A 15,281-nucleotide genomic window follows, 5' to 3' on the forward strand; every position below is an offset into this window, starting at 1 on the left:
CTCGATGAGTCTAACTCAGACCGCAGGGCGGAAGGAAAGTGCCGTGCTGTCAGGGGCGGGGATCAGTTGCGCAGGACTTTGCCACTGGGCGGCAGTGGCTCACCGTCCAGAACACTTGTGTCGCCCTGCATTTGCAGGCGGCCGGCGGCAAACCACTCGACTGCCAGCGGGTAGATCACATGCTCCTGAACCTGCACGCGCTTGGCCAGTGCCTCGGCAGTGTCATCGGCCAGTACCGGCACCACGGCCTGGACAATGGGGGGGCCGCCATCCAGCTCTTCGGTGACGAAGTGCACGGTAACCCCATGTTCCTCGTCGCCCGCATCGAGCGCCCGCTGGTGGGTGTGCAGACCCTGATACTTGGGCAGCAGCGAGGGGTGGATATTCAGCAGGCGACCACCGTAATGGCGGACAAAGTCTGCAGTGAGGATCCGCATGAAGCCGGCCAGTACCACCAGTTCCGCGCCGCTGCCATCAATCGCCGCAATCAGCGCGCGATCAAAGGATTCACGGTCAGCATACTCGCGGTGATCGACGACTTGTGACGCAATGCCCGCATCGGCGGCTCTGGTGAGACCGTAAGCATCCGCTTTGTTACTGATGACCGAGCAAATGGAAAAGCCGCTGTCGGGCAGTGCCGCTGCATCAATCAGTGCCTGCAGGTTGGTGCCGCTGCCGGAAATCAGCACCGCCACCTGGCATTTACGTTCTGCCATTGCTGTCATCAAATCCCTGCCAGCTCGACAACTTCTTCGCCGTCTGTACCGGCTTCGATACTGCCGATGACAAAAGCGTCTTCTCCGCTGGCCTTGAGGGAGGCGAGGGCTTCGTGCACGCGGTCTGCCGGTACGCAGATCACCATGCCCACACCGCAGTTAAACGTGCGGTACATTTCACGGGCATCAATATTGCCGGCCTGTTGCAGCCACTGGAAGACCGGGGGCAGCTCCCAGCTGGTGGTATCAATGCGGGCACTGGCACCTTCCGGCAGTACGCGCGGCAGGTTTTCCAGCAGGCCACCGCCGGTGATGTGGCTGAGTGCGTTGACCTGGCTCTCCTTGATGAGCTTGAGCAGGCTCTTTACATAGATACGGGTCGGGGCCATCAGGGCCTCGGCCAGGGTCTTGCCACCCATGTCCTGCTGCAGGTCGGCACCGCTGACTTCCAGCACCTTGCGGATCAGCGAGTAGCCATTGGAGTGGGCGCCGCTTGCCGCCAATCCGATCAGTTTGTCGCCAGTTTTGACCTTGCTGCCATCGATGATTTCGGACTTCTCGACCACGCCCACGCAGAAACCGGCCAGATCGTAGTCGTCGCCCTCATACATGCCCGGCATTTCGGCGGTTTCGCCGCCTACCAGCGCACAGCCGGACTGCTCACAGCCCTCGCCAATACCGGTCACTACCTCAGCAGCAATATCGACATTCAGCTTGCCGGTGGCATAGTAGTCGAGGAAGAACAGCGGCTCGGCGCCTGCGACCACCAGGTCATTTACACACATGGCGACCAGGTCGATGCCAATGCTGTCGTGAATGCCCAGATCCATGGCGAGGCGCAGCTTGGTGCCTACGCCGTCAGTTCCCGATACCAGTACTGGCTCTTTGTAACCAGTCGGCAGCTCGCACAGGGCACCAAAGCCACCCAGGCCGCCCATGACTTCCGGGCGCGCGGTGCGCTTGGCCACGTGCTTGATACGCTCTACCAGGGCGTTACCGGCATCGATGTCGACGCCGGCATCTTTGTAGCTGAGGGACTGGGGCTTGGAATCGCTCATGGATCTTCCTGCAATGGGCTTTTTGAAGGGCGCGTATTGTAGGGCCTGTGCGCCGGAAATTCGATAGCTTGCTGGCGTCGAATGTCAGTTGGAACCGGGCCTGGAGCGCTGATAACGGGAAATCGCAATGCGCGGCCTGTTATCGGCGGGTATCGGGGGCCCGGATTCGCGCATATTGGCCCCAATAAGGGTGAGTATTGACGGGCTGGGGGCGAATTTCCTCCAATTGTGCGAACTCGGGGCTGGGAGAAATACCCGACACTGATACAATGGCGTCCTGTTTGGTCCATAGTGACCGGGGTAGCAGGTGCCCAAGGCCCGCCCCAAACCAGATAACTGCGAGGTCGAGTGGAGAAATCTGATGCATAAGTTGTTTCTGCATGGGGTTGCCGGGATGAGCCGGGCTACTCTGGCTGCGCTCTGCGTACTGGTCCTCAGTTTTGTGTCCATCAATGCCCAGGCCCGGGTGATTCCCGATCTGTACGAGGTCGTCGAGGCCGTGCCCAGCCGGACTGGCGTTGATCGCGCAGCGGCGACCCAGCGCGGCCTGCAGCGTATCTTTGTGCGCGTGACCGGCGATGCCGAGATCGGCGCCAATCCCCTGCTGGCAGACGTCTTGTCCCAGTCACAGCAGTTTATCCAGAGTTATCGCTACGTCAGTGAAGACAACCAGCTGTACCTGCGTCTCTCCTATGATCCGCAGGCGGTGGAGGCCAAAGTCCACGAGCTGCAGCTGCCCATGTGGCCGAATAACCGCCCGGGCACTCTGGTCTGGCTCGCTGTAGATACCCTGGCCGGTGGCCGTGGCTACCTCAGCGAGGCCGAAAACCCGGAACTCTTTTCCCAGATCGAAGCCGCGGCCATTGCCCGGGGCTTGCCGCTGGATTTTCCCCAGCTGGACGCCATTGACCAGCGCGCCATGCCTCTCGGCAATTTGTGGGCGCAGGACGAACGCACAGTGGATATGGCCGCGACGCGCTACCGTCCCGATGGCAACCTGATGGGCCGGCTGCTGGAAGTATCGGGGCAGCGGTGGCGCGCGAACTGGTTGCTGGTGCACGGTGGCCGAACCTACGCGTTCGACGGCAGCGGAGATTCTCTGGAATCCCTGTTGCAGCAGGGTGTCGACGAGGCCGCCAACGTCCTGGCCCAGCGCTATGCGGTGCGCCCCGGCACCAATACCGCTCAGGGTGCAGTGATGGTCGAACTGTCTGGTGTGGATAGCTTCGAGGAATATTCCCGGGCACAAAGTTATTTTCGCGGCCTGGCGCAGGTGAGTGAGGCGCGATTGCTGCGTGTGAACAACGATCGGCTCTATATGGCCCTGACCACCACTGTCCCGATTCGCAACCTGCAGGATGCGCTGGCGCTGAACCGCAGCCTGCGCGCAGAGAGCGACGAGGATCCCATTGACTTGACCGGTTACCGCGCGCCGCTTGGCAGCGCGGAGAACCCGCTGCGTTACCGCTGGTATTGAGATGACCGAAAAGCGGGGCGAGCTACAGCAGTTGCCGCTGGGTGTTTCCCTGCGGGATGACGCCACTTTCGATAATTTCTACCTGGGTCCGGAGGATGACAATCGCCAGCCGGTAGCGGCCCTGCGTGCGCTTGCGGAAGGGAATTTGCCCGAGCCTGTGGTGTTCGTTTGGGGCGAGGCAGGCAGTGGCGTCACCCATCTGCTGCAGTCGGTTTGTCAGCGGGTAGAATCCCGTGGCGCCGCCTTTCAGTACTTGCCGCTTGCCGACTTGTTGCCGCTCGATCCCGCTGTCATTCTCGATGGACTCGAGCAGTTAGAGCTTGTCTGTATCGACGATATTCAGCTGCTCGAAGGCCACGCCGAATGGCAGATGGCGATGTTCCATCTCTACAATCGCCTGCGGGACAGTGGCCGGCAATTGCTGTTGGGTTCACGCAAGTCGCCGCGTGGCCTGGAGCTTGGGCTTGCCGATTTACGCTCGCGCCTGCAGTGGGGGCTCACATTCCATCTGGCGTCGCTTAGCGATGCCGACAAGCTGGCTGCGTTGCGTGAGCGCAGTCGCCGGCGCGGCTTTGACCTGCCGGAGGACGTGGCCCAGTACATCCTGCACCGTGCGCCGCGCAGCACCGGTGCCCTGTTCGATTGCCTCGATCAGCTCGACCGGGCCTCACTGATGGCCAAACGCAAAATCACCATTCCCTTCGTCAAGCAAGTGCTTGATATCTGATCCCAGATTCCTGCCATTACTGTTGCCCGGAATAACGTGTGCTCGATGTCATATCGGCGCCGTAGTCTGATGCTTCCTCGTCGTAGAGGCTCTGGCACTCACTCGTGACCTCGCTGCCATCAATCGGCTGGAACAGGGGGTCAAAACAGCGGGGCAGTGGCCAGCGTGGTTTGGTAATGAGCAGTCCCTGATTTTTTGGGCAGCTGCCATCGGCTTCCGGGATGCACCAGTTGGATGGTTCGATACGCTGGGCATGATTCTGCGCATGGCGGAATTTCGAGACGGCGTTGTACACGAGGCGACGAGCACGGTTCAGGCTGCTCAGGGGTTCCCACTCTCCCACGCCATGCCAGGGGTTCATCGACAGGTTTTCGCAAAACGCCTGTTGTTCCGGGCTGGTGAACTCCTGTGGAGGGATATGCACCCGGCCGATGGGAATAAACGGCGAATCGGCCTGCGACCAGATGGCGGTGCCGTCTTCAATGGGCATGTCTGCGCCCGGGACCTTGGGTTGCACCATAAATTCAAAGCAGGCGGCGCCGGTCTCCAGGGTTTGCTCCATTTGCGTGGTCAGGAAGTCCGGTGTATCGCGATCAGCGGTCTCCGCTCGTGGCGCAGCGGGGCAGGGGCGCGCAGAAAATTTTACCTCGGTCTCCCCGAGGCGATAGGGCAGCATGGAAAAATACTGGGCCTGCAGCGGCGAGTCGATACGCGAAGACACGGTTTCCTTGGCCCTGACCAGTTGCGTCCAGTGTAATTTGGGCGGGAACAGGCTGATGAAGCCGCCGGTCCGATCCAGCTTGGCCAGGTACGTGGCCGTTTCCGCGTAGTCGTAAATGTCCCGATTAAAAAATGCCTGGCTGTTGGTCATGATCAGGTCCTGGGTGCCAGTGGCACCCAGTTCCGGTGCAATTGGGGCACCCGTGGTCCCCATGATTTTAATGGCCATGCCCCGGGCATCGGGCGTACTGTCCGGCCTGACCAGCATGTCGCCATTGGAAAAACGGATCCAGGCGCGATACTCGCGCCCCGCATCCGCAAAAATGCTGTGGCGAAAGCGCTCGTCCAGGTTGCCATCGACGGTAAAGCGTGCGCGCACACAGCCTGTCGCTTTGGCGTGTGCATCGCGGCGGAATGGGTTGCCATTGATGGTTTGCGCCACCCGGGAAATTTCCCTGGCGGAATGGATGGCAGAGGCAATGGCCTGCTGCTCTTCAGCGGAAATATCCATCCCCAGCGTATCAAACGATACCGGTAGGTCCGCAGAGGTTGACGGGGTATCCGTGGCACTGGCGATCAATGGCAGGCTCGTAGAAAGTCCCAGCAGGGTGACGAGTGTGAGGGTCGATATTGGCTTCATCGCGCACTCTCCCCTTCAGTCTGCTGATCTTTCTCGATCTCTTCTGTGTTGTGGGCAAAGAGCATCGGGTGCGGGGCACTTTTGCAGGCCTGTTCACCACGCGGATCGGCAGGGGCTGCGCTGTACTGTTCCCAGTTCAGCGGATCGCCGCCCAGCGCATCGGTATAGTCCGGGTTACCCATCACCTTCAGGTATTCAATGATGGCCAGCCGCTCGTTTTCACTCAGCAGGTCACCGATACGTCCGGGCATCTCCACGTCGGTGAACAGGTGGCCGCGGTTACTGTTTCCGGTCTGCGCGGTGTCATGCACAAAACTGCCCGGCAGCGGATCGGTGATATAGCCGAGTTTCTGCGGGTCGTACTCGCGGTGACCCACCGAAAAGGTGGCGGGACGTGCTTCCAAGGGCGACAGCAAATCATAAATCGTGGGGACGGAACCATTATGCAGGTAGGGTGGGGTGGCCCACACACCGTGCAGCGGACGCGCCTTATAGGCGCGTTTGTTGACGATCCGGAAGGGCACATTGAGGCCATCGTACTGGGCAACGCCATTGCCCGCCTGGCTGACATCCCACTCTTTGTAGAGCACTGGTGCCAGCTGGTTGATGAGTAGTTGCAATCCATCACCGGCATTCACCAGTCGCGCTTCCGGGTTATCCGGGTTCGGTGGCACGAGTGGGCCCGGATCGTAGCGGTGATTGAGGTAATTGTCTGCGGCGGTGGCATCGGTGCCAATCACGTCCACATCAATCCAGGGTAATGCCCAAACCTCCGCGCGCCAGTCACGTCGAATCGGCTCGCCATCCTCACCGGTAGAAATATCTCCGGCCATATCCCATTCCCAGTTCACGTCGCGCTGGTTGGCGGGGTTGGATTCGGGACCGGTGGCAACTGCCCATTCGTAGGGTTTGGAAATATGCGGTCCGTGACAGAACGCGCACTGGTCGGCGAAGAGAGCCTTGCCCTGTTGGGCCCTGGTGATATTGATTTCGCCGAGGATGTTTTCCGGCCATTTTGGGGGCTGCAGTGCGCGCAGTGTGGTTTCCACACAATGCAGGCCGTCGAGGTCGATCAGGCTTTTGCCAAATTCACCTGGCGGTAACAGGTTGCCGGAATCGTCCACCAGCTGGATCGGCGCAAGTACGCCGAGGCTCTCGCCCACATTGCGTGCCATAGCCTGGTTGGTGAAGCCGGTGTACTGCACCCAGTCGAATCGCCAGATGTCCCACAGAAACGGATAGCTCACCGGTGCGTCGGCGACCTTGTAGTTTTCCTCGATCCCGAGGTTGTAGCCGAAGACTACATTGCCAATACGTCCGACGGCATCTGTGCGGCCACGGCCTTCCAGTGTGGGGAAATTGTCCGGGTTACCTGGCCCTTTGGCGAATGCCCTGAGGGTGGTGATGACCTTGCCAAAATCCTTGCGCAACTGCTCGCGCGCGGTGTCATCGTTTCCCGCGACGCGATCGGCAAAGCGGCGCCACTTCAGCGGATTGAAGTAGGTTTCGATGAGGGTCGCACCCAGCGTCGTGATAAATTCCCCTTGTGCGCCGGTCGAGATACTTTGTACCGCCTGACCGCCATCGACGCGCAGCGCGGTGCCGCGATAATGCAACTCGCCGGTGTGGCAAGCGGCGCAACCAATGTCGAGTTTTTCCCGACCGGTCTGCGGGTCGCTATGTCGGGTCAGGCCGACCGGCAGGTTTCCCGGATTGGCAGCGGTTGCATGTTGATCCGGGTCAACGATAAACCCCCAGCCGCGCATGTTCCTGGCTGAGGCAAATAACTCGGTAGAGAGTGGCAATTCCAGATTCACCAGCCATTGGTAATCGATACCCAGCAGCTCAGTCCCCTGCGGTGTGTAGTAAAAAGTCTCGCGTGCTTTTTGGTCCCAGCCCTCGTTGAGGTAGTGCACCTGATAAATCTGCTCTTCCGTCAGATTGGGTTTCAGGTAATCCTGGGCGAGGTTGTAGCCAACAGTTCCCACAAGGCCAATGGCTAGAGTGACGCGCAGCCAGCGCGGACCCAGGGCCTTCCAGAACTGCAAGGCGGCGCTGAGCAGCCGGGTCAGCCAGTGCCATAGGGCCATCAGTGTTCGCAGGATGAATCGGGCCAGAGATTTTACGGCCGATAGAATACGGTGGAATATGGCGCGGAGAATCGCCATCAGTTTTCGCATCACTTCCATTGCTTTGTTCTTTTACTGGGGTCGTTAGAGGCCGGTCGATACCAGCGGGACCGGATCCCGAATTGCTGCCTTCCACTGCTTTGGCGGCAATTGCGTCAGGCTAACAGAGGCTGTGCGCGCATTTCAACGCAAAATAAACGTTTGGCAATCTATTTCGCGCATCTGCCTGGCAGAGGGGAATCGCGCTGTAAAAAGGCGAATACTCGACATGTCTGTTTCGCCCAAGCACTTTGTCGCGAGTGAGTGGTTGGCGCAGCCAGTTTTCTGATCTTCAATAAAAAGAGATGAGCCAAAATCCCGTTGGCCGGATTCGCGGCGCGGGTTGCCACTTGGTGAGACGATGCAGAATATTCACAAGGTATTGTTTGTCTGTCGCGGTGATAACGATGACAGTGACGGGTTGGCCCAGGCGCTGGATGTCAGTCGGACGCATGATGCCACCCTGACAGTGCTGGCCCTGGGACCTGAGCTGCCCAATGAGCTGGATGATTACCGGGAGCTTTTTGAAGACGCTTTGCGCCAGCGTGCGCAGAGTGCACTGGGCGCGGCCTGTGAAGCCCTGGGAGATTGCGCGGCGACGTTGTGTGCGCAGGCAACCGTCGAAGTGGAATGCGGTGCGACGCCCGCGGAGCGTATTATTCGGCGTGCCATGACCGATGGCTTTGACATGGTGATGAAGAATGTCGAAGCGGACGATAGCCCCAGGGGGTTCAAGGCGCTGGATATGGAGCTGCTGCGCAAGTGTCCCTGTCCGGTATGGCTGTGCCGGCCGGTCGCGCGTCCGGCTTCGCAGCGGCACGTTCTGCTTGCGATTGATCCCGACTGCAGCGAGCCCAATGCCTATGATCTGGCGATTAACCTGCTGCAGCTATCCCGCCAATTGGCCGACCGGGAAAAAGGCGTGTTGCATATCGTCTCCTGCTGGGATTATGACCTCGATGCCTATTTGCGTTCTCGTGTACCTGTGGGTATCTCTGACGAGGAGCTGGAGCGGATTACCGAGCAGGCCGGGGCGAGTCATCGCGCCAAAATGGATGTATTGATTCGCGCATCGGGTATCGAAGAACCCTTTGAAGTGCTGCATCGCATTGCCCGCCCGGAGCAGTATATTCCGCAGCTGATTGATGACGGTGGCTACGATCTGTTGGTGATGGGGACGGTGGCCCGCACCGGTATACCCGGATTCCTGATGGGAAATACCGCGGAGAACATTTTGCAGAAAGTGGGATGTTCCCTGTTGGCACTTAAACCCGGAGGGTTTTCTTCCCCGGTCAAACCCTGACGAAGCGCAGGAAGCGCTCAGGATCCGCGGGCGAAAACAATAGTGTGTAACCACAATCGGCGCCCCTGGTGTCGATGAACACTGCACAAACAAAAAGGGCCGCTCATGGAGCGGCCCTTTTGCTATTCGCCAACAATCAGTTCGTGGCCTTGGTCTCGGCAACCCATTCGTCCACCAGCTCCTCGAGAACATCCAGCGGCACAGCGCCGTTGGCGAGGATCACATCGTGGAATTCACGGATGTCGAACTTGTCACCCAGCGCCTGCTTGGCGTTTTCACGCAGCTCGAGGATCTTCAGCATACCGATCTTGTAGGCAGTCGCCTGGCCCGGCATGACGATGTAACGTTCGATGGCTTTCACCTGGTCACCTTCCGGGTTCGGGGTGTTTTCACCGAGGTAATCAATTGCCTGCTCACGGGTCCACTTCTTGCTGTGCAGGCCGGTGTCTACCACCAGGCGCGCAGCACGCCACAGTTCCATGGCCAGACGGCCGAAGTCGGAGTAGGGGTCCTGATACAGGCCGATTTCTTTCGGTACCAGCTCGGAGTAGAGACCCCAGCCTTCGGTGTAGGCGGTGTAGCCACCAAACTTGCGGAACTTGGGCACATTGTCCAGCTCCTGCATGATGGAAAGCTGCATGTGATGCCCCGGCAGGCCCTCGTGGTAAGCGAGTGCTTCCATCTGGTAGGTGGGCATGTCCTTGGTGTTATACAGGTTGGCGTAGTAGATGCCCGGGCGTGAACCGTCCGGTGCCGGGCGCTGGTAGAACGCCTTGCCTGCAGATTTCTCGCGGAAAGGTTCTACGGCTTTTACCACCAGGTCTGCCTTGGGTTTGGTGATAAACAGCTCGTCCAGTCGACCCTTCATGGTATCGATCAGGGCGGTGGCTTCGGTCAGGTAGCGCTGCTTACCCTCATCGGTGTTGGGGTAGTAGAACTGGTCATCGGTACGCATAAACTCGAAGAATTCCTGCAGGGAACCCTCGAAACCGACCTTCTTCATGATCTCGCGCATTTCGTCCTGAATGCGCTTTACTTCCTGCAGACCCACTTCATGGATTTCTTCTGCGGTCATGTCGGTAGTGGTGTAGTTGTTCAGGCGGGCCTGATAGAACGCGTCACCGTCTGGCAGTTTCCAGGCGCCGTCATCGGTGGTAGCCAGTTTTTCCAGCTCACCCAGATAAGTGATGAGGGACTCATAAGCGGGTTTTACGCTCTCGAGCATGGCGGTCTGGGCCTTGTCGACCAGTGCCTGCTTTTCCTCGTCGCTGATTTCCAGCTTGTCGACTTTGCCTTTGAAATCAGCAAACAGGGTGCTGTCATCGCCGTCATCAAACGGAGCACCGGTAATCAGGTTTTGCGCATCGCTGATCACGTAGGGGAATACAAACTTGGGAGTGATGACGCCGGCACCAGCGCGCGCTTTCAGGTTTTCGACCAGCTGACCGAAGTGTGCGGGTAGGGCGTTCAGACGGGCAATGTAAGCCTCGGCATCGGAAGTGTCACTGATGCGGTGCTGGTTGATCAGTAGGGAAGCAACACCGGTGTGGGTGGCGTACATCTGGTTCACCGGGTAGGTGTGCAGGCGCCACTTGTAGTTTTCGATGTCTTCCTCGAGATTGCGGGTGGCCAAACGCAGGCTCAGGCGTGTGGCATCGTCGAGGGAAGCCGGATCATATTTTTTCAGGTCGGCCAGCTGGCGCTTGTTCAGCTCCAGGGTTTCCGCTTCAAATTCCGGCGAGATGTTATCCCACTTGTCATAGTCTTCCTTCATACCCAGGAACGTTTTGAACTGTGGGCTACGTGCCACGTGCTCATTGAACTGGGTTTCGAACAGGGCATTAACCTCGGCGCTCAGCGCCTCGTTGCCGCCTTCTTTTTTCTCGCCGTTCTCGGAGGTATAGCTATCGGTTTCAGTAACCGTGGCGGTCTCGACTTCGGCTTCCGGGGCAGCTTGCTTTTGTGCCCGGTCACAGCCGGTTACGGCCAGCGTGCTTATGGCAGCGGCCAACAGGGTGATCTTCAGCTTCATTGTAAGTATCCAGAAAGTGACAAGGGTGTTTCGAGAATCCTAGACACAAAAAAGCGGGTACTAGACCCGCTCTTTCGACAGTGTCGTGCAATCAGGCAAAGTTCTGGTTCACGAAGTCCCAGTTAACCAGTGCCCAGTACGCTTCCATGTACTTCGGACGCGCATTGCGGTAGTCGATGTAGTAGGCGTGCTCCCAAACGTCGCACGTCAGCAGTGGGGTAACGCTGCTGTCGGTCAGCGGGGTTTCCGCGTTGGAGGTGTTGACGATGGCAACGGAACCGTCGGCCTTCTTCACCAGCCAGGTCCAGCCGGAGCCGAAGTTGTTTACCGCGCTGGCAGTGAACTCTTCCTTGAACTTGTCGAAGGAACCGAAAGCGGCATTGATCGCGTCAGCAACCGCGCCAGTGGCAGCGCCGCCTGCGTTCGGGGCCAGGCCGTTCCAGTAGAAGGTGTGGTTCCAGATCTGGGCGGCATTGTTGAACACGCCACCGGAAGAAGACTTGATCACGTCTTCCAGGGACTTGTCGGCATCCGGGGTGCCATCCAGCAGGCCGTTCAGCTTGTCCACGTAGGTCTTGTGGTGCTTGCCGTAGTGGAATTCGAGGGTTTCCTTGGAAATATGCGGTTCCAGGGCGTCCATTGCGTAAGGGAGTTCGGGCAGAACGTGGGCCATTGGATCTTCCTTCTATATGTCTCTGTTGTTAGATGAGGGGGATTCTAACCGCGCTGAACGGCAAATATAAGCCGGCCAGCGGATGAATACAGCGTATGGGGGCATATTCTGCTAACACAAGGGGCTGGGCTAGTCTTATGGTTCACGTGATTACTTTTTCGTCAATTTTTGGTATAAATGCCGCTGAATTCCACAGCCAGTTCCGTGACCAGTCAGTGACTATTAGTGACCACGTGTTCGGAACAGGCCCAAACAGTAGGGTATAAGTCGACCATGCAACGCCGAGAGCCGACCCTGGATGGCAGCGCCGCCATCGAGCCAACCGCAGCCAACCGCCCCATTGGCCGTACCCAGCAGCAGCGCCGTGCTGCGCCACCCGCTCCTGAGCCCGAACGCCGCGGTGGCGGCGGTGGTGCCGTACTGGGCGCCGTAGCCACTATCCTGGCGATCGCCGGACTGGCGGCGGCTGGCTTCCTGTACAACCAGTGGCAGGAGACCCGTTCCCAGCTGGTGGATGCCGATCGTCGTATTGCCGAGCTGGAAAAGCGCTTCGAGCTGTCTGATGAGGAATCTTCCGCATCGGTTGAGGTCCTGAACGCCAAGGCCAAAGAAAACTCCGCGGAGATTCGCAAGCTGTGGGATACCCGTAATGTGAATCGCAAGGGTATCACCGCCAACAAGCAGGCTTCCGACGCCGTGCGGAGAGACGTGGCCTCCCTGAGCAAGAAGATAGACGGCTTTGCCGCGACCGTGAAAAAGATCGCTGCCGTGGAAAGCGAACTGGCAGCGCTCAAGCAGTCTTCTACCACCGACAAACGTGAAGTGACGGACAAGCTGGCCCGTATGGAGCGTCAGCTGGCCTCTATCCGCAGTGACCTGACTGCACGCGTGGGCGCCAATGAAGAAGCCGTCGAGTCCATCGATGCTTACCGTCGCTCGGTGAACAAGGATCTGGTGCAGTTGCGCGAAGCCATTCGCACCCTGCAGAGCGGCTCCACCACGGCTTCCTCCATGTAAGCCGTCCCCGGACCCGGAACCTGACAAGGCGAGCCATTGGCTCGCCTTTTTTGTTGCCCAAACTTGGTGCGACCCGCCGTCTGTACGACTTTGGCAGCAGTCTGACTGCCGGTTACCACTCCTACGCCGGTTTTCGTGTAAAATCGCCCGCCGTATAACCCCACCCTCTCAGTGGAATAACGGAGTCTGTCATGACCACTATCCGCCAGGACGACCTGATCGATAGCGTTGCCGATGCGCTGCAGTTCATCTCCTACTACCATCCCCAGGACTTTATCCAGGCCCTGAATACGGCCTACGAGAAAGAGGCCAACCCGGCGGCCAAGGACGCCATGGCGCAGATCCTGATTAACTCCCGCATGTGTGCCCAGGGCCACCGCCCAATCTGCCAGGACACCGGTATCGTCACCGTGAAACTGAAAGTCGGCATGAACGTGCAGTGGGACGCCGACATGAGTGTCAGCGATATGGTCAACGAAGGCGTGCGTCGGGCTTACATGAACCCGGATAACGTCCTGCGTGCCTCCATCCTGGCGGATCCGGACGGTGCGCGGAAGAACACCGGTGATAACACCCCAGCGGTTATTCACTACGAAATCGTCCCCGGCGATACCGTTGACGTCTACGTGGCCGCCAAAGGTGGTGGTAGTGAAGCCAAGAGCAAGTTTGCCATGCTCAACCCATCCGATTCCGTGGTGGACTGGGTACTGAAAATGGTGCCGCAGATGGGTGCTGGCTGGTGTCCGCCCGGCATGCTGGGAATTGGCATTGGCGGTACCGCAGAAAAAGCCATGCTGCTCGCCAAGGAATCCCTGCTGGACCCGATTGATATTCAGGAACTGCAGGAGCGCGGTGCGAGCAACCGTGCCGAAGAGCTGCGCCTGGAACTGTACGACAAGGTTAACAAGCTGGGTATTGGTGCCCAGGGTCTGGGTGGCTTGACCACCGTGCTGGACGTGAAGGTCAAAGACTACCCGACCCACGCCGCCAACAAGGCCATCGCGATTATTCCCAACTGCGCGGCGACCCGTCACACCCACTTCACCCTCGATGGTTCCGGTGCTGCGCGCCAGACCCCGCCGAAGCTGGAAGACTGGCCAGAAATCACCCGCGAAGCGGGCAGCAACACCCGTCGCGTCAACCTGGACACCGTCACTGCGGAAGATGTGCAGAGCTGGCAGCCCGGCGAGACCCTGCTCCTGAACGGCAAGATGCTCACCGGCCGTGATGCCGCCCACAAGAAAATGGTCGACATTCTGGCCAGCGGCGAAAAACTACCGGTAGACCTGACCGGCCGCTTTATTTACTACGTAGGCCCGGTAGACCCGGTGCGTGACGAAGTGGTTGGCCCGGCCGGCCCGACGACGGCTACCCGCATGGATAAGTTCACCCGCACCATGCTGGAAGAAACCGGCCTGCTCGGCATGATCGGTAAGGCCGAACGCGGCCCGGTCGCTATTGAGGCGATCCGCGATAATAGAGCGGTTTACCTGATGGCTGTAGGCGGTGCGGCCTACCTGGTGGCCCAGGCCATTAAAGATGCAAAGGTCATCGCCTTCCCGGAATTGGGTATGGAAGCCATCTACGAGTTTGAAGTGGAAGATATGCCGGTAACCGTGGCCGTCGACAGTCTGGGTGACTCCGTGCACCAGACCGGCCCGCTGATCTGGAAAGAAAAGATCGAAGAAGGGCGTGTGTAAGCCAGCCTTTCGGCCTATCCAAAAAGCCCCGCTTTTGCGGGGCTTTTTTTTGCCGGAAATCTGCCTGGACCGTGTGCCGTATGGGGTTGTTCGAGCCTTGTGGCAAAAGCGTCGTCAAATCCTTAATGTCTACGCCGCATCTAACCGCAAATTCCTGTTTGTGGAAATCAATCACGTTCATGCGCAGTTCCGGTAATTCTCCGCTGCGCAGTCCGATGAGCGAAGCGAGCCGCGCGTTTATCGCGGGGAGCACGCAGGATCAATTTGTTTGAATGCCCGCGGAGTCGCTCACAAATGCCCTCTAGCAAAGGTCTCCTTTGCTGTAAATGTGCCGTGCCCTGCGAGCAACGCGCGCGCCCGAAGCCCGAATTAATGAGCCATGGCTCACATCCACCGAGAATCTTCTCTAACTTATTGATTTTATTAAAGACGAATTGTGTTCAAGAGCCGCATGTAAAATCAGGCGACTTGAGCCATTGGCTCACTATCACTGGTTACGATATGATCAGAAAGCTATAACGTATTGTAAATATTGGCTTTTATCTGAGCTTCGGATGGGGTCTTCCAGAAATAGTAGCCAAATGGATAATGAGCCACTGGCTCTTTAATAAACTGTTAGGGCAATGGCCATGAAATCGACTATTTTGGCGCTAGCTATGTCCTCATTTGTAAACGCAGAGGAACCGGTAAATTTTGAGTTTACCAAAGTGCCGTGCAAGCCTGATTGGGCTGAGAGTGAGAATGTATGGGTAGCTCTAAATGAATTACCTCATACGACTGAACTTTCGGAAATAAAGGCCTGTGTTAACCCTAAAAGTACGTTAAACATTTTTGGTTTTTTTAAGCTAAACCAGTATTGTCGAGTTTATTTGAGGTGTCGTAACAATAATGAAAGCGGGGGTTTGCTTCTTCATCCAATCGTCGCAGTTGATCTTGAAATGGCCTCAGGAAAAGTGGCTGCGGTTAGCAGGGTACTTCGAGAATCGCCCTAACAAACAGCGGCAGAGCGACAGCCAACGCTACGCATCTTTTGTGTTACTCGCTGGCGCT

At 58.2% G+C, this 15,281-nt stretch carries 12 protein-coding genes; 6 read left to right on the forward strand and 6 right to left on the reverse strand.

The window, feature by feature from the left end:
• Positions 1–62 precede the first annotated feature (62 nt).
• Together purN and purM are read right to left on the reverse strand one after the other, a co-directional pair.
• The gene (purN, locus tag ACXAD0_RS08380) at positions 63–725 is read right to left on the reverse strand and encodes a phosphoribosylglycinamide formyltransferase (RefSeq protein ID WP_475087920.1); all 663 of its coding nucleotides are present in this window, start codon (positions 723–725) and stop codon (positions 63–65) included.
• Positions 725–1,774, reverse strand: coding sequence for a phosphoribosylformylglycinamidine cyclo-ligase (gene purM, locus ACXAD0_RS08385; RefSeq protein ID WP_475087921.1), 1,050 nt, complete (start codon positions 1,772–1,774; stop codon positions 725–727). The genes purN and purM overlap by 1 nt, the downstream gene beginning before the upstream one ends.
• 361 nt (positions 1,775–2,135) lie before the next feature.
• Between purM and ACXAD0_RS08390 the strand changes: the two genes are divergently transcribed.
• Complete coding sequence (locus tag ACXAD0_RS08390) at positions 2,136–3,251, forward strand: DUF2066 domain-containing protein (RefSeq protein WP_475087922.1); 1,116 nt, start codon at positions 2,136–2,138, stop codon at positions 3,249–3,251.
• Position 3,252: 1 nt separating this feature from the next.
• Complete coding sequence (gene hda / locus ACXAD0_RS08395; protein ID WP_475087923.1) at positions 3,253–3,978, forward strand: DnaA regulatory inactivator Hda; 726 nt, start codon at positions 3,253–3,255, stop codon at positions 3,976–3,978.
• 16 nt (positions 3,979–3,994) lie between these two features.
• Here hda and ACXAD0_RS08400 read toward each other — a convergent pair whose 3' ends face one another.
• Together ACXAD0_RS08400 and ACXAD0_RS08405 are read right to left on the reverse strand one after the other, a co-directional pair.
• Positions 3,995–5,338, reverse strand: coding sequence for a catalase family protein (locus ACXAD0_RS08400; RefSeq protein ID WP_475087924.1), 1,344 nt, complete (start codon positions 5,336–5,338; stop codon positions 3,995–3,997).
• On the reverse strand, positions 5,335–7,527 hold the full coding sequence (locus ACXAD0_RS08405; protein ID WP_475087925.1) for a di-heme-cytochrome C peroxidase: 2,193 nt from the start codon (positions 7,525–7,527) through the stop codon (positions 5,335–5,337). Before ACXAD0_RS08405 ends, ACXAD0_RS08400 begins: the two co-directional genes overlap by 4 nt.
• A gap of 340 nt (positions 7,528–7,867) precedes the next feature.
• On the opposite strand from ACXAD0_RS08405, the gene ACXAD0_RS08410 reads away from it, so the two are divergent.
• Complete coding sequence (locus ACXAD0_RS08410; RefSeq protein ID WP_475087926.1) at positions 7,868–8,809, forward strand: universal stress protein; 942 nt, start codon at positions 7,868–7,870, stop codon at positions 8,807–8,809.
• A gap of 136 nt (positions 8,810–8,945) precedes the next feature.
• Here ACXAD0_RS08410 and ACXAD0_RS08415 read toward each other — a convergent pair whose 3' ends face one another.
• A complete protein-coding gene (locus ACXAD0_RS08415) occupies positions 8,946–10,841 on the reverse strand; it encodes a DUF885 domain-containing protein (protein ID WP_475087927.1) in 1,896 nt (631 codons plus the stop codon).
• Positions 10,842–10,932: 91 nt separating this feature from the next.
• Positions 10,933–11,514 carry a superoxide dismutase gene (locus ACXAD0_RS08420; protein ID WP_475087928.1) on the reverse strand — a complete coding sequence of 194 codons (582 nt, stop codon included), beginning with the start codon at positions 11,512–11,514 and terminating at the stop codon, positions 10,933–10,935.
• 273 nt (positions 11,515–11,787) lie between these two features.
• On the opposite strand from ACXAD0_RS08420, the gene ACXAD0_RS08425 reads away from it, so the two are divergent.
• The 3 genes from ACXAD0_RS08425 to ACXAD0_RS08435 all read left to right on the forward strand — a co-directional run bounded on the left by ACXAD0_RS08425 (position 11,788) and on the right by ACXAD0_RS08435 (position 15,223).
• Complete coding sequence (locus tag ACXAD0_RS08425) at positions 11,788–12,531, forward strand: hypothetical protein (RefSeq protein WP_475087929.1); 744 nt, start codon at positions 11,788–11,790, stop codon at positions 12,529–12,531.
• Between the two features lie 191 nt (positions 12,532–12,722).
• The gene (locus ACXAD0_RS08430; protein ID WP_475087930.1) at positions 12,723–14,231 is read left to right on the forward strand and encodes a fumarate hydratase; all 1,509 of its coding nucleotides are present in this window, start codon (positions 12,723–12,725) and stop codon (positions 14,229–14,231) included.
• A gap of 629 nt (positions 14,232–14,860) precedes the next feature.
• Positions 14,861–15,223, forward strand: a complete 363-nt coding sequence (locus tag ACXAD0_RS08435) for a hypothetical protein (RefSeq protein WP_475087931.1) — start codon at positions 14,861–14,863, stop codon at positions 15,221–15,223.
• Positions 15,224–15,281 lie beyond the last annotated feature (58 nt).

The sequence above is a fragment of the Microbulbifer sp. ABF4_148 genome (assembly GCF_056158985.1).